This window comes from Streptomyces sp. NPDC096152 (assembly GCF_044763235.1).
GTDB lineage: Bacteria > Actinomycetota > Actinomycetes > Streptomycetales > Streptomycetaceae > Streptomyces.
Genome location: NZ_JBIWFW010000006.1, coordinates 30,508 through 50,916 on the forward strand (window position 1 = coordinate 30,508; position 20,409 = coordinate 50,916).

Sequence of the window (20,409 nt, forward strand, 5' to 3'; positions counted from 1 at the left end):
GTGGGCCGCGGGTCGAGGACCCGGGAGCGGGGTCAGAAGTCGGTGGGCATGTCGCTCACTTCGGCGATGCCGCGCAGTTCCTCGGTCTCCCGGTGCCGGTCCCGGATGTAGTCGGCGATCTCGGTGAGGCGGTCCGGGTCGGACGCGGTCACCGCGTCGGTGACCACGCGGACCGGGCCGGTCTCGTCGATGTCGAGGACGACCAGCTCGTTGTCGAGCCTCCCGGTCACCGCGGTGGCGATGACCAGGGCGGCCTCGTCCCGTATCTCCTGGGGCAGCCCCTGTGCCTGCGCTCCCTCCAGCGGGAAGTCGACCGTCGCGGGCCCCCGTTCGTCGAGGGCGCGCAGCACCGGGTCGACCACGTCGAGCAGCAGCTCGTAGTCCTCCTCGGGCATCCGGACGCGGAGAAGGTCGAGGTACACCTCCACGGCCCGGCCGTCGGGCGGAAGCTCGTCTTCGTTCATCCGCTCCGTGTTCCCCGCCAGGGACGGATCAGACCCCGCGCGGGGAAGACGGCGTGAAGCGGGTGGCTCCGGTGGCACGGGTGAAGGGACGCGCGGGCCCGGCCGCAGCGGTTCAGACCCGGCGCCAGCGCGCCAGCGCGAAGGAGAACAGGCCGAACAGCACGAGCCCGGCGGCCACCAGCGCCAGCAGCCACGGGCCGGCCGGTGTGCCGGCGAAGGCGCGCAGCGTGTCGTCGAGCCCCTTGGCCCGCTCGGGCCGGGCGTCGACGGCGGCGCGGATCGCGAAGCCGCCCGCGGCCGTGAACACCAGGCCGCGCGCGGCGCCGCCGCCCACCCCGGTGACGTCCACCAGCCGCCGGACCCTCGGCGACATCTGCCCGAGCTTCATCTTGTCGCGGTAGGAGCGCCGCACGGCCTGCACCGCGATGACCACGCCCGCGATCACGACTCCGGCCGCGGCCGCGCCGACGAGCCACTGGCCGGCCGGCACGTCCAGGACCCTGGCCGTCAGGTCACGGGACTGCTTGTCGCTGGACCGGCCGCCTTTTCCGGAGCCCGCCGCGAAGGCCAGTACCGACCAGGCGACGGTCACGTAGAAGACGCACCGGACAACGGCCAGCAGCCGCTTGCCCGCCTTGCGGCCGTCGGCACCCGCGGAGCCGAACGCCGCCTCCGACAGCCGCCACACGGCCATGCCGACCAGGCCGATGCCCAGCGCCCACAGCAGGACCGAGCCGAAGGGCTCGTCCGCGATCGTGGCGAGGGCGCCGCTGCGGTCCGCCTGGTGCTTCCCGTCTCCGAAGGCGACGCGCAGGGCCAGCACGCCGACCAGCAGGTAGATCACTCCCCGGGCGGTCAGTCCCGCCCGGGCGGCCCCCTCCGTCACCGAGCCGTTCGCCGCCTGCCGCGCCTTCATGCGCCCGGCACGGGCCGTGACACTCGTTTCCATCCGTACCTCCCGCCCTCCGGATGCCCCGGCGGGAAGCGAACATACGCGGCCCCGCGGGCACGGCCTCCGGCGCTGAGGCCGTGCCGCGCGCGACGTGTCGCGGAGGCGCTGGTTCCGCCGTAGGGCCGGCCGGAGCCAGGGGGACGGGGGTCCCGTGATCGCGGCGGAAGGTCAGGCGGACGCCGGGCGGGTTGCGTCGCCCCGGCGGGTCACCCGCTCCGCCAGCACCTCCGCCCGGACGCGGGCGCAGCTGCGGCTGATGAGCCGGGAGACGTGCATCTGGGAGATGCCGAGCCGGTCGGCGATGCGGCTCTGGGTCATGTCCTCGAAGAAGCGCATGTAGAGAATGGCGCGTTCGCGTTCGGGCAGCCTGCGCAGGCCCTCCTTCGCCGACTCGCGGTCGACGACGACGTCGTACGAGGAGTCCGCGGCGCCGAGGGTGTCGGCGAGGCTGTAGCCGTCGCCCTCGGCGGCGGACGACAGTTCGGCGTCCAGCGACAGGGTGCTGAAGCTCTCCAGGGCCTCCATTCCCGCGCCGACCTCCTCCTCCGTCAGCCCGCTGTGGCGGGCTATGTCGGCGATGGAGGGCTCGGGGCTGCCCGGGTTCTGGGTCAGTTCACGGCGCGCGACGCGCACCTTGTTGCGCAGCTCCTGCACCCGGCGAGGCACCCTGAGCGCCCACATCCGGTCGCGGAAGTGCCGCTTGACCTCGCCCGTGACGGTCGGGACGGCGTAGCTCTCGAAGGCCCCGCGGTCCGGGTCGAAGCGGTCGATCGCCTTGACCAGTCCCAGCGCCGCCACCTGCCGCAGATCCTCGATCGACTCCCCGCGGTCGCGGAAGCGGCCCGCGATGCGATGGGCCATGGGGAGCCAGAGGGTCACGAGTTCGTCGCGCACGGCGTCCCGCTCGGGGCCGTCCTCCAGCGCGGCCAGGCGATGGAAGAGGGCCATGGTGTCGGGGGCGTCGTCGTGCGGCCGCCGGGTGGGAGCGGCCTGGTCCTCGGGTGTACCGGAACGGCCTGTTGACATTTCGATGAGCATGCGGAATCGCTCCTGAACGGTGGTTCCAGGGAATTACCGCGGAAGAAGTGGGCTGTCCGGTGCTCCGGAAGACGTCCCGGAGCAGCCCTACCGCTTCCGCCGGCGCGCCTCCGGTCCGAAGCACGAGATTGCGACTGCCCTGGGGGTGGGGGAACAAACTCCGCTTCCTGCAAACAAATGCATCGGCCAGTCGGCGTGCCGGGTCGGTACACCTGCAAACGGGTCAGTACAGAGGAACGACGGCGGTGATGCACTTGCCGCCGGAGGGCAGGTCCGACACCTGGACCTCGCGCGCCAGCCGGCACACGATCGGCCAGCCGCGGCCGTTCAGCCGGTGCCGCCCCAGCGGGTCCACGGGTGGCCGGGCCACGGGAAGGCGGTCACTGTGGTCGCTCACGCAGACGCGCACGCCGCACTCGTCGACATCGACGTGGAAGTCGGTCACGCCGCCGCCGTGCAGGATCGCGTTGGTGGTGAGCTCCGACGCGACGAGCTGGGCGTCCGCGAGCGCGTGCGCGTCACACGGGGCGTGGCCGGTTCGGCAGCAGGCGGCGACGGCGCGTTCCACCTCCCGCCGCGCTTCGGCCGGTTCGCACGGCCCGGGGCCGGGCGGTACGGGCGGTCGCCTCGCGCCCGGGGACTCGTCGGTGGGTGGGGTCCTGTGCTCCTCGCACATGTCCTCGCTCCCTGGCTGATGAAAGGTAGAAGCCGGACCTGGCCGGAAGGAAGCGGTGTGCGCCCAGCGCGTGCGGCCTCGACGGACCCCACGTGCGGCGCGGACACCGCGGCTCTCCCTTTCCGGCTCACCTCTCCACGCCCGGCCAAACCTGGGTCCGGCCGGTCCGCGGGAGCTCCCGCCGGTTCACGGGACGCCCTGCCGTGGCGGTGGCACGTCTGCCGGGCGCGTGCGTCCGGGAGTCGTCGGGACGGCCCGCGCGGGGTAGGTGCCAGGACATGACGGAAGTCGTGGACTCAGACGAGCTGTTGCGGCGGATCCAGCGCGCCAGGGGCTGTGCGCGGGACGAGGAGCGGAGATGGCGCGCCCGCCGGGTCGATCTCGGGCCGACCGACCCGGAGGCGGCGCAGGAGGCGGCGGTCCGCGTCCTGGCCTACGAGACCGTCCTGCGGGTGCTGGACGAGATCCTCACCCCGGGCCGGCACGACGCGGAGGGCTGAGGGCACCGCCACCCCGAACGAGAGGTTGAAAGTGAAACCGGTCACCTGACCCGCTGCCGGTTACATGAAACCGAGCAGGATGGTTTACGGTTCATACATACGCGGCGACGGGGTCGACCCACCGTCCTCCGTACGCCGCCGCGAACGGCCCTGGCTGGTCTCCCCCGTCCAGCCAGGGCTTTTTCATGCCCTGGCGCGGGCCCCCGCCCCCCCCCCCCCCGAGCGACCAGCCCCCGTCCGCCCCCGGCCGGGTGGCCCGCGCCGCCCCGGACCGGCCTCGCCCCCGCCGAGGTGCCCGGGGCGGCGGCAGCGGCTGAAATGGGCGTAGGGAAATGCGCGGAATCCATCGCCGGCGAGGAGCCCAGCGTCATGACCAAAGCGATAAAGCTGCTGACCGCCCTCCCCCATGCGCAACGCGAGCGCTTGATGGAGCTGGCGAAGGAGGTCTCCTTCCCCGAGGACGCCAGGATCTTCGAGGCGGGCGGCACGGCCGACCGGTTCTGGGTGATCCGCTCCGGCGCGGTCCACCTGGACCAGCGGGTGACGCCGCTGCGCCGGGTGACGGTCGCGAGCCTCGGCGCAGGCGATCTGCTCGGCTGGTCCTGGCTGTTCCCGCCGTACCAGTGGGACTTCGGCGCCGAGGCCTTCAGCAAGGTGCGCGCCTACGAGTTCGAGGCGCCGCCCGTTCTCGCGCTGTGCGTGGAGGATCCGCTGCTCGGGCTGTCGCTGGTGCGGACCGTCTGCGAAATCCTCGCCCACCGGCTGGAGATGACCCGGGGAAAGCTGCTGGAGCAGTACTCGATCCCCCGGCGCGGCGCGCTGTAGTCCCCGGCCCCGGCCGTCGGGCCGGGCGCGTCAGACGCGGTAGCGGCGCAGGGCGGGCACGGCGGCGGCCAGGCCCAGCATGAGGGCGACGACCAGCAGCCCGCCGCCCGTCACGGCCGCGCGGGGGCCGAAGGCCGAGCCGGCGGTGCCGTGCAGCACGTCCGCCAGGCGCGGGCCGCCCGCGACGACGACGGTGAAGACGCCCTGCATCCGGCCGCGCATCTCGTCGGTGGCGGCGGACAGCAGGATCGCGCCGCGGAAGACCATGGAGACCATGTCGGCGACTCCGGCGGCGGCGAGGAAGGCCACGGCGATCCACAGATCTCGGCTCAGACCGGACCCGGCGACGGCCGCTCCCCACGCGGTGACCGACCCGATGACCATCCAGCCGTGCCGGCGCGCCCGGGAGAAGGTGCCCGAGAACAGCCCGCCGGCCACGGCGCCGACGGGGACGGCCGCGAACAGCAGACCGAGCGCCAGGCCCTCGCCGTAGGGGGCGTAGGTCTCGGCGGCGAGCTGCGGGAACAGGGCCCGGGGCATGCCGAAGACCATGGCGATGACATCCGCGAGGAAGGACAACAGCAGGACCTTGTGCCGCGCGATGTAGCGGAACCCGGCGGCGATCTCCCGCAGCCCGGCACGGCGGGCCCCGCCGCCCGCCGCCGGTGGCAGCGGCGGCAGGCGCAGCACCGCCCAGACCGCGACGCACAGGGCGACGGCGTCGGCGAGATAGAGCTCGGGCAGCCCGACAACGGGTATGAGCGCGCCGGCGAGCAGCGGCCCGGCCACGAGCCCGGTCTGCGCGACGGTCGAGCCGAGGGCGCCGGCGGCGGGCAGTTCGTGCGCCGGGACCAGCCGGGCGATCGAGGCGTTGCGGGCCGGGGAGTTGAGGCCGAAGAAGGCCTGCTGCACGGCGAGCAGCGCCATCAGCGCACCCACCGAGTCGAGTCGGGTCACGGCCTGCACCCAGAACAGCAGGGATGTGACGGCGATGCCGCTGTTGGTGACCAGCAGCAGCCTGCGGCGGTCCACGGTGTCGGCGACCGCACCGCCCCACAGCGCGAACACGACCATCGGCAGCAGCCCGGCGAGGCTCGCGTACCCCACCCACGCCGAGGAGCCGGTGATGTCGTAGATCTGCTTGGGCACGGCCACCGCGGTGAGCTGGCTGCCCACGGCGGTGACGACGGTCGAGGACCACAGTCTGCGGTAGGCGGGGCGGCGCAGCGGGCGCGTGTCCATGGCCCAGCGGCGCCGGTCGCGCGGGGCGGGGCCGTCCGGGTCCGGGGCGGCCGCGGCCGGGGCGGCCGTGCTGCTGTCGGGGCTCTCGCTCGTGTCCACCGGGCTTCCTGATTGCTCGTTACATCTTGTTGTCCGCCCCCACTATCGCAGCACCGGCCGGGCCCCGGGCACGGCGCTGGAGGCCACGCTCAGGACGGGGTGGCGCGCAGCGCCTCCAGGCGGGCGGCCGCGCTGTCCAGGAGCATCTCCAGGGCCGTCGGATAGGCGCTGGTGACCATGCGGGTGGCGAGGAGGGGGGCGGCCTCGGCGATGCGCGGGTGGGTGGCGGCGGGCAGCCGGGCGTAGGTGGAGCGCCACATCGCGTCGTCGGCGCGCAGCGCGGCGCTCGGCAGCGCCAGGGAGGCGGCGTCCAGGGCGGCGAAGGCCAGGGTCTGGTCGATGAAGGCGTGGTAGATGCGCACGGTGTCCGGCAGCGGGAAGCCGGCACCGCGCAGCACCTCCAGGACGGCCTCGTCGGCGGCGAGTTCGTTGGCCCGGCCGGTGACCCGGTTGGTCGTGACCAGGGCGGCCTGCGGGTGGGCGACGTACACCGCGTGGATGCGCAGCCCGACGGTGCGCAGGTCCGCCCGCCACTCCCCCGTCGGCGCCCAGTCCCGCAGGGCCTGTCCGACGAGGGCGTCACCGATGGCGAGGGTCAGGTCGTCCATGCCGCGGAAGTACCGGTAGAGGGTGCTCGGGTCGCAGTCGAGGGCCAGGCCGAGCCGACGGGCGGTGAGTCCGGCGCTGCCGTGCTCGCGCAGCAGCCGCAGCGCGGTCCCGACGATCAGCCCCTCGGACAGCACGGTGCCGCCGCGGGTGGGCCGGCGCCGCCGCCGCTTCTCCTCGGGCACCACGGTCTTCGGCATCGTCCGCCTCCTCGGTTCCGGGGCTCCTCGGCTCCGCGCTTATGCCAACGCCATTGACCTTACGCGACCGGGCCGCGTTGTATCGGCCGCCGAGGGCGCGCCTCGACCTTCCCGGCCGGGGACCGAACGGTGGTCCCCGGCCCGAGACCGAAAGGAAGTTCCCGTCATGCGTGTACTGCTCGTCGGAGCCGGTGGCGTGGGCACCGCGATCACCCGGATCGCGGCCCGGCGTGCCTTCTTCGAGACGATGGTCGTCGCCGACTACGACCCGGCGCGGGCCGAGGCAGCCGTGGCGGCCCTCGGGGACGACGGCCGGTTCGCCGCGGAGCGCGTCGACGCGGGCGACGAGGCGGCGGTGGCCGGCCTGCTGGCCCGGCACCGGTGCGACGTGCTGCTGAACGCGACCGACCCGCGTTTCGTCATGCCGCTGTTCCGGGCCGCCCGCGCGGCCGGCGCCGGCTATCTCGACATGGCGATGTCCCTGTCCCGGCCGCACCCGGAGCGGCCGTACGAGGAGTGCGGGGTCAGACTCGGCGACGAGCAGTTCGCCGCGGCGGCCGACTGGGAGAAGGCGGGCGCGCTGGCGCTGGTGGGCATGGGGGTGGAACCGGGCCTGTCGGACGTGTTCGCGCGGTACGCGGCCGACGAGCTCTTCGACGAGATCGAGGAGATCGGTGTCCGGGACGGCGCGAACCTCACCGTCGACGGATACGACTTCGCCCCGTCCTTCAGCATCTGGACCACCATCGAGGAGTGCCTGAACCCGCCGGTGGTCTACGAGGCCGGGCGCGGCTGGTTCACCACGGAGCCGTTCAGCGAGCCGGAGGTGTTCGACTTCCCCGAGGGCATCGGGGAGGTGGAGTGCGTGAACGTGGAGCACGAGGAGGTGCTGCTCGTGCCGCGCTGGGTCGACGCGCGACGGGTCACCTTCAAGTACGGCCTCGGCCGGGACTTCGTGGACACCCTGAAGACCCTGCACCGGCTGGGCCTGGACCGCACCGAGCCGGTCACCGTGCCGGGCCCCGGCGGGCCCGTCGCCGTGTCGCCCCGGGACGTGGTCGCCGCCTGCCTGCCCGACCCGGCCACGCTGGGCGACCGGATGCACGGCAAGACCTGCGCGGGCACCTGGGTGCGCGGCACCCGGGACGGCGCGCCGCGCGAGGTGTACCTGTACCACGTGGTCGACAACCAGTGGTCGATGACGGAGTACGGCTGCCAGGCGGTGGTGTGGCAGACGGCGGTGAACCCCGTCGTGGCCCTCGAACTCCTGGCGGGCGGCGCCTGGTCGGGGACCGGCGTGCTGGGTCCCGAGGCGTTCCCCGCGCTCCCCTTCCTCAACCTGCTGACGGAGTACGGCTCTCCGTGGGGTCTGCGCGAGCAGTGAGCGTGTGGGGATTGTGCGAAGGTCTCGTCGTCACGGACCTGCGCTGTTTCACCACGCGTCGTCCGGACACCCGAGGACGAGTACACCCTTGGCACGGACGACTTTCGATCGCAGGTGACGTTTCTATGGACAACTGGCGAGACCACGCCGCGTGCCGCCAGGAGGACCCCGACCTCTTCTTCCCGATCGGCACCACCGGACCGGCGCTGATGCAGGCGGAGCAGGCCAAGTCGGTCTGCCGGCGCTGCCCCGTGCAGGAGCAGTGTCTGCAGTGGGCGATGGACACCGGGCAGACCATGGGCGTGTGGGGCGGCACGACCGAGAACGAGCGCCGCGCCCTCAAGCGGCGCACCGCCGCCCGGCGCCGTACCGCGTAGCGGCCCTCCGGCCCTCCGGCCCTTCGGCCCTTCGGCCCTTCGGCCCGTCTCCCGCCCCGGCGACACCGGGGGCGGGAGACGGGCCGCCGCACGTGCGGCGGATGCGCGGGGCCGGCGACCGGCGGCTAGGGCGCCGTTGGGCCGGCGGCTCGGGCGCTCAGGCGCTCAGGCGCTGCGGGGCTTGCCCGGCTCGTACAGCCAGGTGTGGAGCAGTCCGGCCACGTTCTTGCCGGACACCCGCTCGGCCAGCGCGGTGAACTGGGCGGTGGTGCCGTGCCCGTGACGATGCCCGGCGGCCCAGGCGCGCAGGATGCGGAAGAACGCGGGGTCGCCGACTGCCCGGCGCAGTTCGTGCAGGGCCATGGCGCCGCGGGCGTAGACGGGGGTGCCGAAGAGGTGCGCGGGGCCGCCCGGGTCGCCGGGCGGGTAGGCCCACAGCCCGTCGCTCGCCGGGCGGGCGTACAGCTCGTCGAAGGTCTTCTGCGCGTCGGCACCGCCGTGCTGCTCGCTGTAGAGCCACTCGGCGTAGGTCGCGAAGCCCTCGTTGAGCCAGATGTCCTTCCAGCGGGTGAGGGAGACGGAGTCGCCGAACCACTGGTGGGCGTTCTCGTGGACCAGGGTGCTCAGGGCGGGCGCGCGGTCGTAGACCGGCCGGCTCTGCGTCTCCAGGGCGTATCCGACACCCGGCGCGTGGTCCACGATGGAGCCGGCCGCGCGGAAGGGGTACGGCCCGAACAGCCGGCTCTCCCAGGCGAGGACGGACGGCAGCTTCTTCAGGACGGGCGCGGCGGCGGCCGCCTCGCGCGGGTCGACGGCGTTGTAGACCTCGATGCCGTCGCGGGTGGTGTACCGCTCGACGTCGAACGTGCCGACGGTGGCGGTGGCCAGGTACGCGGCCATCGGCTCGCTCTGCCGCCAGCGGAAGGTGGTGCGGCCGTGGGCGGTGTGCCGGCCGCGGTAGACGCCGTTGGCGACCGCGGTGTGTCCTTCGGGCACGGTGAGGGAGAAGTCGTACGACGACTTGTCCTTGGGGTGGCCGTTGGCCGGGAACCAGGTCATGGCGCCCTGCGGCTCACCGGCGACGAAGGCCCCGTCGTCGGTGGGGATCCAGCCGTCCCGGGAGCCGTCGGGGTCGGTCACCGGCTCGGGCGTGCCGCCGTAGTCGACGGTGACGCGGAAGGTGCGGCCCTTGCGCAGGGCGGTGCGCGGGGTGATGACGAGTTCCTGGCCGTCGCGGCGGTAGGCCGCCTTGACGTGGTCGACGGTGACGCCGGTGACCTTCAGGCCCTTGAGGTCGAGGTCGAACCGGGTCAGCCGCTGGGTGGCGCGGGCGGTGAGCTCGGCCCGGCCGTCGAGGTGCCGGGCGTGCGGGTCGTACCGCAGGGCCAGGTCGTAATGGGCGACGTGGTAGCCGCCGTTGCCCTCGAGCGGGAAGTAGGGGTCGCCGGCGCCCGCGGAGCCGGCGGTGCCGGCCGCGGCGGGGCCGGCGGCGGCCAGCAGCGCCGCGACGGCGACGGGAACGGTCGTGACCACGGCTTCGCGCCGGAGGACGGCGATCCGTCCGGCGGTCCGCTTCCGGGGTGGCGTCACAGGGTCTCCTTGGGGGGGGTGGCCGGTGATCAAACGCCCTCAGCGTAGGGGCCGTCCGCCGCGGCCGCGCCCTCGTTCAGGTCAAGTCACAAGCGTGGTCCGCCGGATGGAGCCTCTTGCCGGGGCCGCCGACGTATGCTCCGCCCCACGATCCGTCAGCGTGACGAGGAGGACCCGACCGTGAGCGTCCGTGTGCGCCGCATCTACGAACCGCCCGAGCCCGACGACGGCGTGCGCGTCCTGGTCGACCGGCTCTGGCCGCGCGGCGTCTCCAAGGCGGACGCGCACGTCGACGAGTGGCCCAAGGGCCTGACGCCGTCCACCGAGCTGCGCCGCTGGTACCACGAGGGCGACGCCTCGCACGAGGAGTTCCGGCGCCGGTACGAGGCCGAGCTCGACCGGCCCGAGGCCGCCGAACTCCTCGACCATGTACGGGCGTTGACGCGTAAGGGGACGGTGACGCTGCTGACCGCGTCGAAGACACCCGAGGAGAGCCACGCGTCGGTCCTGGCCGCGCTGCTCGGCGGCTGAACCCGCCCGGGAGCGCGTGCGGGACGCCGCCCCGGAGCTCCACCTGTGCGGGCCCGCCCCGGGCGGAGCCGTCCCGTGCGCTCAGGCGGTCTGCCGTGCCGCGGCCCGCCCCGCCGCGCGGCCCGAGAAGAGGCAGCCGCCGAGGAAGGTACCCTCCAGGGCGTTGTAGCCGTGGACGCCGCCGCCGCCGAAGCCGGCCACCTCACCGGCCGCGTACAGGCCGTCGACCGGGTGGCCGTCGGTGCCCAGGGCGCGGGAGTCGAGGTCGGTCTGGATGCCGCCGAGGGTCTTGCGGGTCAGGACGTGCAGCCGGACGGCGATCAGCGGCCCGGCCGCCGGGTCGAGGACGCGGTGCGGGGCGGCCACCCTGCCGAGCCGGTCGCCGATGTAGCGGCGGGCGTTGCGGATGCCCTGGATCTGGGCGTCCTTGCTGTAGGGGTTCGCCAACTGCAGGTCGCGGGCCTCCACCTGGCGCCGCACCTCGGCCGCGTCGAGCAGCGGCTTGCCGGTGAGGCCGTTCATCTTCTCGACGAGCCGCTCCAGGGTGTCGGCGACCACGAAGTCCGCGCCGTGCCGCAGGAAGTCCCGCACGGGTCCGGGCGCGCCCTTGCCGAGCAGCCGGTCGCGCAGCACCGCCCGGCGGTCCTTGGCGGTGATGTCGGGGTTCTGCTCGGAGCCGGAGAGCGCGAACTCCTTCTCGACGATCTTCCGGGTGAGGACGAACCAGGAGTGGTCGTGGGCCGCGATGTCCTCGGTGGTGCGCAGATGCCGCAGGGTGCTCAGCGTGTCGTATCCGGGCAGGCACGGGTCGGGCAGCCGGCGGCCGAGGGCGTCGAGCCAGACCGAGGAGGGGCCGGGCAGGATGCGGATGCCGTGGCCGGGCCAGATCGGGTTCCAGTTCTGCAGGCCCTCGGTGTAGTGCCACATGCGGTCGCGGTTGACCAGGCGGACCCCGGCGGCGGCGCTGATGTCGAGCATCCGGCCGTCGACGTAGGCGGGGACGCCGGTGACCATCTCCGAGGGCGGGGTGCCGAGCCGCTCGGGCCAGTGGCGGCGGACGATGTCGTGGTTGGCGCCTATGCCCCCGGTGGTGACGATGACGGCCTGGGCGGTGAGCTCGAACTCGCCCGCGGCGTCCCGGTTGGAGGCCACCCCGCGGGGCGAGTCGTCCGCGGCGAGGACGGTTCCGCGCACGCCGCGCGCGGCGCCCTCCTCGACGACCAGCTCGTCGACCCGGTGCCGGTGGTGGAAGGTCAGCAGCCCGTCCCGGGCGGCCTGCCGGGCGTGGTCGGCGAACGGCTCCACGACGCCGGTGCCGGTCCCCCAGGCGATGTGGAAGCGCGGTACGGAATTGCCGTGCCCGTCGGCCCGCAGATCGCCGCGCTCGGCCCAGCCGACGGTGGGCAGCAGCGTGATGCCGTGCCCTTCCAGCCAGGACCGCTTCTCCCCCGCCGCGAACTCGACGTAGGCGCGGGCCCAGCGCACCGCCCAGGAGTCCTCGTCCTCCAGCCGGTCGAACCGCGCGCTGCCCCGCCAGTCGTTCCAGGCCAGGTCGAAGGAGTCCTTGACACCGAGGCGGCGCTGTTCCGGGGAGTCGACGAGGAACAGCCCGCCGAGGGACCAGTACGCCTGACCGCCGAGGTTGGCGGCGTTCTCCTGGTCGACGAGGGCGACCCTGCGGCCCCGGCTGGTCAGCTCGTGCGCCGCGACCAGGCCCGCGAGGCCTGCTCCGACGACGATGACGTCCGCGTCCATGGCGACCGTTCCTTCCTCAGTTCCTCATCCGGGGGTGCCGCTGCCGTCGGTGAGCAGGGCGGTGAGCAGCTGCCCCAGCCAGACGCGGGCGCGCTCGACGTCCTTGTCCAGCAGCAGCTGGGTGGTGACTCCGTCGTACGCGGCGACGACCGCGTGGGCGGCGCCGTCGGCGTCGCCGAGCACGGCGGGCAGTGCGGTGTGGCCCCGGGCCCGGGTCAGGCGCTCCGCGACGGCCCGGCGCAGCCGCGCCCGGTGCTCCAGCAGGGTCTGGGCCACGGCCGGGTGGCGGGCCGCGTGCACCAGGAAGTCGGTCTTGACCAGGAGCCAGTCGAGATCGAGCAGCAGCACCTCGGTGACCCGGTCGACGGCGGCGGGCACGTCGAGGTCCGGACCGTCGAGCGCGAGCGCCCCGGCCACCTGGTCGGCGATCAGGTCGGCGCGCTCCCGGTACAGGGCGAAGAACAGCTCGTCCAGGGTGGCGAAATTGGAGTAGAAGGCGCCCCTGCTGTAGCCGGCAGCCTCGCAGACCTCCTCGATCGACACCCGGCCGAAGCCCTTGGCGGCGAAGACCGCGAAGGCGGCGTCGAGCAGCTTGGCCCGCGTGCGCACGCGGCGCCTGGTGACGCGCCCGGCCGTTCCTTCCAGCACGTCTCCCGCCCCCCTTCCGCACCGCTTCCGTGTCCCGTCCGTGTTCGATACGGGAATGTATCCGATACATCTGTGTATCGAAAGGGGCCGACACTGCCCGGCAGTGCCGACCATGCGAAGGGAACAAATTTTCGATTAAGGAGTATGCTGGAGCCATGACCGCGCACCACCTCCAGGCCTCCCTCTTCGCCCAGGCCGACGAGCTCCGCCTCGGCCCGCTGACCGGGCTGCGCCGCACCCCGCTCGGCACGGGCGCCTGGATCGACGTGCTGCCCGGATGGCTCGCCGGGGCCGACGACCTCTTCGAGCAGCTCGCCGCCGAGGTGCCGTGGCGCGCGGAGCGCCGGACCATGTACGACCAGGTCGTCGACGTACCGCGGCTGCTCGCCTTCCACGGCGCCGGCGACCCGCTGCCGCACCCGGTGCTCGCCGAGGCCCGCGCGGCACTGTCCGCGCACTACGCCGACGAGCTGGGCGAGCCCTTCACCACGGCCGGGCTGTGCTACTACCGCGACGGCCGGGACAGCGTCGCCTGGCACGGCGACCGGATCGGGCGGGGCGCGCGGGAGGACACGATGGTGGCGATCCTCTCGGTGGGCGCCCCCCGGGACCTGCTGCTGCGCCCGGCGGAAGGCGGCGGCGGGACCGTCCGGCGCCCGCTGGGGCACGGCGACCTGATCGTGATGGGCGGCTCCTGCCAGCGCACCTGGGAGCACTGCGTGCCCAAGACCACCCGGGCCGCGGGAGGACGGATCAGTGTCCAGTTCCGTCCGGCGGGCGTGCGCTGAGGACGCAGTTCCGCCTCCCCCGTCTCCCCGGCGCCGGCACGATCTGGTGGGATGTCCCCGTCGGGCGGCCACCACGGGATGCGGGGAGATCGATGCGGGCGGATGTGCGGCATGTCGCGGACGGCACCTACTTGGTGCACGGCAGCAACACCAACTGGGTGATCCTCACCGACGGGGACGCGGCCACACTGATCGACACCGGGTATCCCGGGGACCGGCGGCAGCTGCTCGACTCGCTGACGGCGGTGGGCAGTTCACCCGACGCGGTACAGGCCGTGCTGATCACCCACGCCCACAACGACCATCTGGGCTCGGCCGAGTACCTGCGGGACACCCACGGCACGCCGGTGCACCTGCACGAGGCCGAAGTGCCGCACGCGCGGCGGGAGTTCCTGCACCAGGTCTCCGTCGGCCGGGTGCTGCGCAACGGCTGGCGCCCCGGGGTGCTGCCGTGGGCGGTGCACTCCCTGCGCGTCGGCGGCACGGCCCACATCCCGGTGGCCGCACCCCAGGCGTTCCCGGCGGTGGGCCCGCTCGACCTGCCGGGGCGGCCCGTCCCCGTGCACACGCCCGGCCACACACGCGGCCACGTGGCCTTCCACCTGCCGGACGCCGGGGTGGTGGTCTCCGGCGACGCCCTGGTGAGCGGCCATCCCACCTCGCGGATCGCCGGACCGCAGCTGCTGCCCGACATGTTCCACCACGAACGCGCCCGCGCGCTGTCCTCGCTGGACATACTCGAAGGCCTCGACGGCGACGTGCTGCTGCCCGGCCACGGGCCCGTGCACCGCGGCCCGGTCCGGCAGGCCGTCCTGCGGACCCGGGAGCGGGCCCTGCCGGGCGGTTAGGGTCGCGCCGGGCGGTTAGGGTCGTGCCATGGCCCTGCAGATCAACGCCACCAACCCGGAGCATCCGGCCCTCCTGCTCGAACTGCCGTGGGACGTGCCGCTGGAGGAGTGGCCGCAGGAGTACCTCGTACCGCTCCCCCGCGGCATCTCCCGGCACGTGGTGCGCTATGCCCGCGCCGGCGACGAGGTGATCGCCGTCAAGGAGCTCGCCGAACGTCCCGCGCTGCGCGAGTACGGGCTGCTGCGCGACCTGGACCGGCTCGGCATCCCCGCCGTGGACGCGCTGGCCGTGGTCACCGGCCGCGCCGACGGCGCGGGCGGCCCGCTGGAGCCGGTGCTGATCACCCGGCACCTGGGCGGCTCGATGCCGTACCGCTCGATGTTCGAGACCACGCTGCGCCCGGCGACCATGCACCGCCTGATGGACGCGCTGGCGGTGCTGCTGGTGCGGCTGCACCTGGTCGGGTTCGCCTGGGGCGACTGCTCGCTCTCCAACACCCTCTTCCGCCGCGACGCCGGCGCGTACGCCGCCTATCTGGTGGACGCGGAGACCGGTGAGCTCCACCCCCGGCTCAGCGACGGGCAGCGCGGGTACGACCTCGACCTGGCCCGCGTGAACATCAGCGGCGAGCTGCTCGACCTGGAGGCGTCCGGGGCGCTGCACCCCTCCGTGGACCCGGTGGAGTTCGGCACCGAGATCTGCGCCCGCTACGGGCGCCTGTGGGAGGAGCTCACCCGCACCTCCGTCTACCCGGCGGGCAAGTACCACTACATCGAGCGCCGGATACGGCGGCTCAACGACCTCGGCTTCGACGTCGCCGAGATGCAGATCCAGTCGTCCTCCAACGGCGACACGGTCACCTTCGTGCCCAAGGTCGTCGACGCCGGTCACCACCAGCGGCAACTGCTGCGGCTGACCGGCCTGGACACCGAGGAGAACCAGGCCCGGCGGCTGCTGAGCGACCTGGAGAGCTGGATGGCCACCCAGGACGACCACGCGCCGGGCGACGGGACGGCCGCGCGCCCGGAGGTCCTCGCGCACCGCTGGGTGCGCGAGGTGTTCCGTCCCACCGTGCGGGCCGTGCCGCCGGAGCTGCGCGGCGGCGTGGACCCGGCCGAGCTGTACCACCAGCTGCTGGAGCACCGCTGGTACCTGTCCGAGCGGGCGCAGCACGACATAGGCCTCGACACCGCGGTCGAGGACTACGTCACCACCGTCCTGCCGAAGGCGCGCGCGACGCTGGAGCCGACGACACCGCGCTGAGTCACGGGTGCGGGACGACCGCCACCGGGCACGCGGCGTGGTGCAGCATCGCGTGCGCCACCGAGCCGATCGGCGCGCCCATCGCGGTGCGGTGGGAACGCCGGCCCACGACCATCAGTTGCGCCCGCTCCGCCGCCGACAGCAGCACCTGCCCCGCGCTGCCCATCTCGACGTACTCGACCACGGGGACGTCGGGGAAGCGCTCCCGCCACGGCCGCACCGCCGCGGCCAGCCCCTTCTTCTCGTACGGCTCCAGTCCCCCGGCCTCGTCGAGGAGCTCGAGGGAGCCGGGGCTGTAGGCGAACACCGGCGGCAGGGTCCAGGCCCGGACGACGCGGACGGTCGCGCCCCGGGCGGCCGCCGTCTCGAAGGCGAACCGCAGCGCGGGGGCGCTGTCCTCCGGCTCGCCGTGCTGGCCCACCACGATCTCCCGGCCGGCGGCCTCCGCGGAGGGGGCGTCGCCTGCGCGCACCAGGACCACGGGCCGCTCCGCCGCGGCGATCACCCGCTGTCCCACGGAGCCGACCAGGAAGCCGACGAAGGCGCCGTGCCCGCGGGAGCCGAGCACCAGCATCTCGGCCTCGGCGGCGGCGCCGACCAGCGCGTCCACGGCTCCGTCCTGGAGGACGGCGGTGGTCACGGACAGTCCCGGCCGGCGGTCGGTGACGGTCCGGGCGGCCTCGTCGACCGCCTCCCGCACCCGCGCCAGCTGCGTGTCCCGGTCGCCCGCCTCGAACGCCTCGTGCGGCTCGAACCGCCAGGCGCCCACCACCCGCAGCGGCAGCCCGCGGCGCTCGGCCTCCCGGCCGGCCCACGCCAGCGCGGCGAGGCTCTCCTCCGATCCGTCCACCCCTGCCGTGATCGGACGCGTCATCCGGTGTGCCTCCCTGAGTCGCGGTCGAGTCCTGCGGGGTCCAGTCTTCCCCACTCCGCCCGCCACGATCTTGCCCCACTCCGCCCGACCGGACTTTCCCGGACCCGGCCGCCCCCCGCTCCTTCCCACTCCCGATGTGCCGCTCGCCGGGGCGATCGAACATACGATGGGCGGAAGTCGGCGCGGTGGCCCCGTCCGCGACGGGGTGCGCCGGGCCCCCGACCGACCGCTCGGGGTGGGAGACGCATGGCCCAGGCCGCGGAGGCAGCGCGGACCGTCATCATGACCGTGGACGACGATCCGGGAGTCTCCCGCGCCGTCGCCCGTGACCTCCGGCGACGCTACGGCGAGTCGTACCGGATCGTGCGCGCGGAGTCCGGCGCGTCCGCGCTGGACGCGCTGCGCGAGCTGAAGCTGCGCGGCGACCTGGTCGCCGTGATCCTCGCCGACTACCGGATGCCGCAGATGAACGGCATCGAGTTCCTCGAACAGGCGCTGGACGTGTACCCGGGCGCCCGGCGGGTGCTGCTGACCGCCTACGCCGACACCGACGCGGCCATCGACGCGATCAACGTCGTGGACCTCGACCACTACCTCCTCAAGCCCTGGGACCCGCCCGAGGAGAAGCTCTACCCGGTCCTGGACGACCTGCTGGACGCCTGGCGCGCCAGCGACCACCGCCCGGTGCCCCGCACCAAGGTGGTCGGACACCGCTGGTCGGCGCGGTCCTCGGAGACCCGGGAGTTCCTCGCGCGCAACCAGGTGCCCTACCGCTGGTACTCCTCCGACGAGCCCGAGGGCAGGCGACTGCTCGCCGCGGCACGGCAGGACGGACAGCGGCTGCCGCTGGTGATCACACCGGACGGCACGCCGCTGGTCGAGCCCGAGGCACCCGAACTCGCGGCCCACGTGGGACTGGCGACCACTCCCGCGGCCGACTTCTACGACCTCGTCGTGATCGGCGGCGGCCCGGCCGGCCTGGGCGCGGCGGTGTACGGCGCCTCCGAGGGACTGCGGACGGTCCTGGTGGAACGGTCGGCGACCGGCGGCCAGGCCGGCCAGAGCTCCCGGATCGAGAACTACCTCGGCTTCCCGGACGGCGTCTCCGGCGCGCAACTGACCGACCGGGCCCGGCGGCAGGCGGCGAAGTTCGGCGCCGAGATCCTCACCGCGCGCGAGGTGACGGGCCTGGAGATCAACGGCTCCGCACGCACCGTGCGGTTCTCCGACGGCTCGGCGGTCGCCGCGCACAGCGTCATCCTGGCGACCGGCGTCTCCTACCGGCAGCTCCCGGCGCCCGGCGCTGACGAACTCACCGGCTGCGGCGTGTTCTACGGCTCGGCACTCACGGAGGCGCCCTCCTGCCAGGGCCACGACGTCTACGTCGTCGGCGGCGCCAACTCCGCCGGGCAGGCCGCGATGTACCTGTCCCGGGGGGCCAAGTCGGTCACGCTGCTGGTGCGCGGCGCCTCCCTGTCGGCGTCGATGTCGTACTACCTGATCCAGCAGATCGAGGAGGCGCCCAACATCGCGGTGCGCTGCGGCACCGTCGTCGAGGCCGCGCACGGCACGAACCGGCTGGAGCAGCTCACGCTGCGCGACGTGGCGAGCGGTGAGCGCGAACGGGTCGACGCGCAGTGGATGTTCGTGTTCATCGGCGCCGCCCCGCTGACCGACTGGCTGGACGGCACGGTGCTGCGCGACGAGCGCGGGTTCATCCTGGCCGGGCCCGACCTCACGGCGGACGGCCGCCCGCCCGCCGGGTGGGAGCTGGACCGGCCGCCGTACCACCTGGAGACGAGCGTCCCCGGCGTGTTCGTGGCGGGCGACGCGCGCGCCGAGTCCGCCAAGCGCGTCGCGTCCGCCGTCGGAGAGGGAGCCATGGCCGTGATGCTCGTCCACCGCTATCTGGAGCAGTCGTGAGCGGGCGGCCGATGCCGTGCAGCCCACGGGAGATCGGCTCGCTGTTCCTGTTCGAGAAGCTGTCCGCCGAGCAGTTGGGCCGGCTGTGCGGCGAGGGGCGGGTGGAGAGCTTCGAACCCGGCCGGGTGTACGCCGAGGGGGACCCGGCGACCTGCTTCTACGTGATGCTCGAGGGCACGGTGGTGCTCTCCCGCCGGGTCGGCGGCGACGACGTGGAGGTCGGCCGCACCTCGCAGCGGGGTGTGTACGCGGGCGCCATGCAGGCGTACCTCGGCGACCGGGTCCGGCAGGTGTACAACAACTCGCTGCGGGTCACCGAGCCCACCCGGTTCTTCGTGCTGCCCGCGGACACCTTCGCGAGCGTCGTGCGGGAGTGGTTCCCCATGGCGGTGCACCTGCTGGAGGGGCTGTTCTTCGGCGCCAAGAGCACCCAGGCGGCGATCGGGCAGCGGGAGCGGCTGCTGGCCCTCGGCTCGCTGTCCGCCGGGCTCACCCATGAGCTCAACAATCCCGCGGCGGCGGCCGTCCGGGCCACCGCGACGCTGCGGGAGCGCGTGGCGAAGATGCGGCACAAGCTCGCCGTGATCGCCGAAGGCCCCTTCTCCCGCGACGCGTTGGCGCGCCTCATCGACATCCAGGAGCGCACGGCCGAGCGGGTCGCCAAGGCCCCGGCGCTCAGTCCGCTGGAGGCCGCCGACCGGGAGGACGCCCTCACCGAGTGGCTCGAGGACCACGGCATGGACAACGGCTGGCAGCTGGCGCCCACGTTCGTGCAGGCCGGACTGGACGTCGACTGGCTGGAGCAGGTCGCGGCGGCCGTGGGCGAGGAGATCCTGCCGGGCGCGGTGGGCTGGCTCAACTACACCGTGGAGACCGAACTCCTGATGGACGAGATCCAGGACTCCACCACCCGCGTCTCCCGGCTCGTCGACGCCGCCAGGCAGTACTCCCAGCTGGACCGCGCCCCCTACCAGGTCGCCGACGTGCACGAACTCCTCGACTCCACGCTGCTGATGCTGTCGGGCAAGATCGGTCCGCGCATCGAGGTGGTCAGGGAGTACGACCGTACGCTGCCGAAGATCCCCTGCTACCCGGCCGAGCTCAACCAGGTGTGGACGAACCTGATCGACAACGCGGTCTCGGCGGTCGCCGGCGTGGGCGGGGAGGGCACGCTGACCGTGCGGACGGCGCGGCACGACGACCGGCTGCTGGTCGAGTTCGAGGACAGCGGGCCCGGGGTGCCGCCGGAGATCCGCGACCGCATCTTCGACCCCTTCTTCACCACCAAACCGGTGGGTCAGGGCACCGGCCTCGGCCTGGACATCTCCTGGCGGATCGTCGTCACCAAGCACCACGGCAGCCTCCGTGTGGAGTCGGTGCCGGGCGACACCCGCTTCCAGGTCCTGCTGCCGCTCACCGCCGCCCCCGATGACACCCCGCCCACCCCCGAGGAGGCCGCATGACCGGCGACTTCGCGATCGACCCCGACGTCCCGCCGAGCGGCACCGGCTGCGTCGAGTGCGACGCGGCCGGCGGCTGGTGGTTCCATCTGCGGCGCTGCGCCGTGTGCGGCCACATCGGCTGCTGCGACGACTCGCCGTCCCGGCACGCCACCGCCCACTACCGGGCCACCGGGCACCCGGTGATCCGCAGCTTCGAGCCGGGCGAGAGCTGGTTCTGGAACTACGACACGAACGAGCTGTACGAGTCCGGCCCCGACCTCGCCCCGCCGTCCGGCCACCCGGCGGACCAGCCCGCCCCCGGCCCGGCCGGACGGGTCCCGGCGAACTGGGCGGACACCCTGCGCTGAACCACCGCCGACGGC

General features: G+C 73.8%; 21 protein-coding genes. 11 read left to right on the plus strand and 10 right to left on the minus strand.

Going from position 1 to position 20,409, the window contains the following annotated elements:
- Window positions 1-32 precede the first annotated feature (32 nt).
- From ACIQ9G_RS20680 to ACIQ9G_RS20695, 4 genes are all read right to left on the minus strand, one after another.
- The gene (locus tag ACIQ9G_RS20680) at window positions 33-464 is read right to left on the minus strand and encodes a hypothetical protein (RefSeq protein WP_356194037.1); all 432 of its coding nucleotides are present in this window, start codon (window positions 462-464) and stop codon (window positions 33-35) included.
- 112 nt (window positions 465-576) lie between these two features.
- Complete coding sequence (locus tag ACIQ9G_RS20685) at window positions 577-1,413, minus strand: DUF1206 domain-containing protein (protein ID WP_403611398.1); 837 nt, start codon at window positions 1,411-1,413, stop codon at window positions 577-579.
- Window positions 1,414-1,584: 171 nt separating this feature from the next.
- Window positions 1,585-2,454, minus strand: coding sequence for a SigB/SigF/SigG family RNA polymerase sigma factor (locus tag ACIQ9G_RS20690; RefSeq protein WP_403611401.1), 870 nt, complete (start codon window positions 2,452-2,454; stop codon window positions 1,585-1,587).
- A gap of 223 nt (window positions 2,455-2,677) precedes the next feature.
- Window positions 2,678-3,130 (minus strand): ATP-binding protein, encoded by a 453-nt coding sequence (locus ACIQ9G_RS20695; protein WP_403611404.1) that lies wholly within the window; start codon window positions 3,128-3,130, stop codon window positions 2,678-2,680.
- 278 nt (window positions 3,131-3,408) lie between these two features.
- Here ACIQ9G_RS20695 and ACIQ9G_RS20700 point away from each other — a divergent pair, with 278 nt between their 5' ends.
- Together ACIQ9G_RS20700 and ACIQ9G_RS20705 are read left to right on the plus strand one after the other, a co-directional pair.
- Complete coding sequence (locus ACIQ9G_RS20700; RefSeq protein ID WP_403611406.1) at window positions 3,409-3,630, plus strand: 3-deoxy-D-manno-octulosonic acid transferase; 222 nt, start codon at window positions 3,409-3,411, stop codon at window positions 3,628-3,630.
- A gap of 369 nt (window positions 3,631-3,999) precedes the next feature.
- Complete coding sequence (locus ACIQ9G_RS20705; protein ID WP_403611408.1) at window positions 4,000-4,455, plus strand: cyclic nucleotide-binding domain-containing protein; 456 nt, start codon at window positions 4,000-4,002, stop codon at window positions 4,453-4,455.
- Window positions 4,456-4,485: 30 nt separating this feature from the next.
- On the opposite strand, the gene ACIQ9G_RS20710 is transcribed toward ACIQ9G_RS20705, so the two are convergent.
- Together ACIQ9G_RS20710 and ACIQ9G_RS20715 are read right to left on the minus strand one after the other, a co-directional pair.
- Entirely contained in the window at window positions 4,486-5,796 is a 1,311-nt protein-coding gene (locus ACIQ9G_RS20710; RefSeq protein WP_403611411.1) for an MFS transporter, read from the minus strand.
- Window positions 5,797-5,885: 89 nt separating this feature from the next.
- A complete protein-coding gene (locus ACIQ9G_RS20715; protein ID WP_403611414.1) occupies window positions 5,886-6,602 on the minus strand; it encodes a TetR/AcrR family transcriptional regulator in 717 nt (238 codons plus the stop codon).
- Between the two features lie 166 nt (window positions 6,603-6,768).
- On the opposite strand from ACIQ9G_RS20715, the gene ACIQ9G_RS20720 reads away from it, so the two are divergent.
- Window positions 6,769-7,986 (plus strand): saccharopine dehydrogenase family protein, encoded by a 1,218-nt coding sequence (locus ACIQ9G_RS20720; protein WP_403611416.1) that lies wholly within the window; start codon window positions 6,769-6,771, stop codon window positions 7,984-7,986.
- A 125-nt stretch (window positions 7,987-8,111) separates the two neighbouring features.
- Window positions 8,112-8,363, plus strand: coding sequence for a WhiB family transcriptional regulator (locus ACIQ9G_RS20725; RefSeq protein ID WP_403611419.1), 252 nt, complete (start codon window positions 8,112-8,114; stop codon window positions 8,361-8,363).
- 165 nt (window positions 8,364-8,528) lie between these two features.
- Here ACIQ9G_RS20725 and ACIQ9G_RS20730 read toward each other — a convergent pair whose 3' ends face one another.
- Window positions 8,529-9,896 (minus strand): M1 family metallopeptidase, encoded by a 1,368-nt coding sequence (locus ACIQ9G_RS20730; protein WP_403612614.1) that lies wholly within the window; start codon window positions 9,894-9,896, stop codon window positions 8,529-8,531.
- A 237-nt stretch (window positions 9,897-10,133) separates the two neighbouring features.
- Here ACIQ9G_RS20730 and ACIQ9G_RS20735 point away from each other — a divergent pair, with 237 nt between their 5' ends.
- Complete coding sequence (locus tag ACIQ9G_RS20735) at window positions 10,134-10,484, plus strand: DUF488 domain-containing protein (protein ID WP_403611420.1); 351 nt, start codon at window positions 10,134-10,136, stop codon at window positions 10,482-10,484.
- An 81-nt stretch (window positions 10,485-10,565) separates the two neighbouring features.
- Here the strand turns inward: ACIQ9G_RS20735 and ACIQ9G_RS20740 are convergent, their stop codons facing one another.
- Window positions 10,566-12,239, minus strand: a complete 1,674-nt coding sequence (locus ACIQ9G_RS20740) for an FAD-binding dehydrogenase (RefSeq protein WP_403611423.1) — start codon at window positions 12,237-12,239, stop codon at window positions 10,566-10,568.
- Between the two features lie 24 nt (window positions 12,240-12,263).
- Window positions 12,264-12,887 carry a TetR/AcrR family transcriptional regulator gene (locus ACIQ9G_RS20745; protein WP_403611425.1) on the minus strand — a complete coding sequence of 208 codons (624 nt, stop codon included), beginning with the start codon at window positions 12,885-12,887 and terminating at the stop codon, window positions 12,264-12,266.
- Window positions 12,888-13,042: 155 nt separating this feature from the next.
- Between ACIQ9G_RS20745 and ACIQ9G_RS20750 the strand changes: the two genes are divergently transcribed.
- From ACIQ9G_RS20750 to ACIQ9G_RS20760, 3 genes are all read left to right on the plus strand, one after another.
- A complete protein-coding gene (locus tag ACIQ9G_RS20750) occupies window positions 13,043-13,675 on the plus strand; it encodes an alpha-ketoglutarate-dependent dioxygenase AlkB (RefSeq protein WP_403611428.1) in 633 nt (210 codons plus the stop codon).
- A gap of 92 nt (window positions 13,676-13,767) precedes the next feature.
- Entirely contained in the window at window positions 13,768-14,523 is a 756-nt protein-coding gene (locus tag ACIQ9G_RS20755) for an MBL fold metallo-hydrolase (RefSeq protein ID WP_403611431.1), read from the plus strand.
- Window positions 14,524-14,551: 28 nt separating this feature from the next.
- Entirely contained in the window at window positions 14,552-15,787 is a 1,236-nt protein-coding gene (locus ACIQ9G_RS20760; protein ID WP_403611434.1) for a DUF4032 domain-containing protein, read from the plus strand.
- A 1-nt stretch (window position 15,788) separates the two neighbouring features.
- Here ACIQ9G_RS20760 and ACIQ9G_RS20765 read toward each other — a convergent pair whose 3' ends face one another.
- Window positions 15,789-16,661 carry a universal stress protein gene (locus tag ACIQ9G_RS20765; protein ID WP_403611437.1) on the minus strand — a complete coding sequence of 291 codons (873 nt, stop codon included), beginning with the start codon at window positions 16,659-16,661 and terminating at the stop codon, window positions 15,789-15,791.
- A 246-nt stretch (window positions 16,662-16,907) separates the two neighbouring features.
- On the opposite strand from ACIQ9G_RS20765, the gene ACIQ9G_RS20770 reads away from it, so the two are divergent.
- Genes ACIQ9G_RS20770 through ACIQ9G_RS20780 form a run of 3 tightly spaced genes read left to right on the plus strand, consistent with a single transcriptional unit; the run spans window position 16,908 to window position 20,394 of the window.
- Entirely contained in the window at window positions 16,908-18,584 is a 1,677-nt protein-coding gene (locus ACIQ9G_RS20770; protein ID WP_403611439.1) for an FAD-dependent oxidoreductase, read from the plus strand.
- On the plus strand, window positions 18,581-20,047 hold the full coding sequence (locus ACIQ9G_RS20775) for an ATP-binding protein (RefSeq protein WP_403611442.1): 1,467 nt from the start codon (window positions 18,581-18,583) through the stop codon (window positions 20,045-20,047). The genes ACIQ9G_RS20770 and ACIQ9G_RS20775 overlap by 4 nt, the downstream gene beginning before the upstream one ends.
- Entirely contained in the window at window positions 20,044-20,394 is a 351-nt protein-coding gene (locus tag ACIQ9G_RS20780) for a UBP-type zinc finger domain-containing protein (RefSeq protein ID WP_403611445.1), read from the plus strand. The genes ACIQ9G_RS20775 and ACIQ9G_RS20780 overlap by 4 nt, the downstream gene beginning before the upstream one ends.
- The last annotated feature ends 15 nt before the right edge of the window (window positions 20,395-20,409 follow it).

Excerpts from the sequence above, each read along its gene's own strand:
- ACIQ9G_RS20680 (WP_356194037.1), bottom strand. The coding sequence starts at position 464 with ATGAACGAAGACGAGCTTCCGCCCGACGGCCGGGCCGTGGAGGTGTAC.
- ACIQ9G_RS20685 (WP_403611398.1), bottom strand. The coding sequence starts at position 1,413 with ATGGAAACGAGTGTCACGGCCCGTGCCGGGCGCATGAAGGCGCGGCAG.
- ACIQ9G_RS20690 (WP_403611401.1), bottom strand. The coding sequence starts at position 2,454 with ATGCTCATCGAAATGTCAACAGGCCGTTCCGGTACACCCGAGGACCAG.
- ACIQ9G_RS20695 (WP_403611404.1), bottom strand. The coding sequence starts at position 3,130 with ATGTGCGAGGAGCACAGGACCCCACCCACCGACGAGTCCCCGGGCGCG.
- ACIQ9G_RS20700 (WP_403611406.1), top strand. The coding sequence starts at position 3,409 with ATGACGGAAGTCGTGGACTCAGACGAGCTGTTGCGGCGGATCCAGCGC.
- ACIQ9G_RS20705 (WP_403611408.1), top strand. The coding sequence starts at position 4,000 with ATGACCAAAGCGATAAAGCTGCTGACCGCCCTCCCCCATGCGCAACGC.
- ACIQ9G_RS20715 (WP_403611414.1), bottom strand. The coding sequence starts at position 6,602 with ATGCCGAAGACCGTGGTGCCCGAGGAGAAGCGGCGGCGGCGCCGGCCC.
- ACIQ9G_RS20720 (WP_403611416.1), top strand. The coding sequence starts at position 6,769 with ATGCGTGTACTGCTCGTCGGAGCCGGTGGCGTGGGCACCGCGATCACC.
- ACIQ9G_RS20725 (WP_403611419.1), top strand. The coding sequence starts at position 8,112 with ATGGACAACTGGCGAGACCACGCCGCGTGCCGCCAGGAGGACCCCGAC.
- ACIQ9G_RS20740 (WP_403611423.1), bottom strand. The coding sequence starts at position 12,239 with ATGGACGCGGACGTCATCGTCGTCGGAGCAGGCCTCGCGGGCCTGGTC.
- ACIQ9G_RS20750 (WP_403611428.1), top strand. The coding sequence starts at position 13,043 with ATGACCGCGCACCACCTCCAGGCCTCCCTCTTCGCCCAGGCCGACGAG.
- ACIQ9G_RS20755 (WP_403611431.1), top strand. The coding sequence starts at position 13,768 with ATGCGGGCGGATGTGCGGCATGTCGCGGACGGCACCTACTTGGTGCAC.
- ACIQ9G_RS20760 (WP_403611434.1), top strand. The coding sequence starts at position 14,552 with ATGGCCCTGCAGATCAACGCCACCAACCCGGAGCATCCGGCCCTCCTG.
- ACIQ9G_RS20765 (WP_403611437.1), bottom strand. The coding sequence starts at position 16,661 with ATGACGCGTCCGATCACGGCAGGGGTGGACGGATCGGAGGAGAGCCTC.
- ACIQ9G_RS20770 (WP_403611439.1), top strand. The coding sequence starts at position 16,908 with ATGGCCCAGGCCGCGGAGGCAGCGCGGACCGTCATCATGACCGTGGAC.
- ACIQ9G_RS20780 (WP_403611445.1), top strand. The coding sequence starts at position 20,044 with ATGACCGGCGACTTCGCGATCGACCCCGACGTCCCGCCGAGCGGCACC.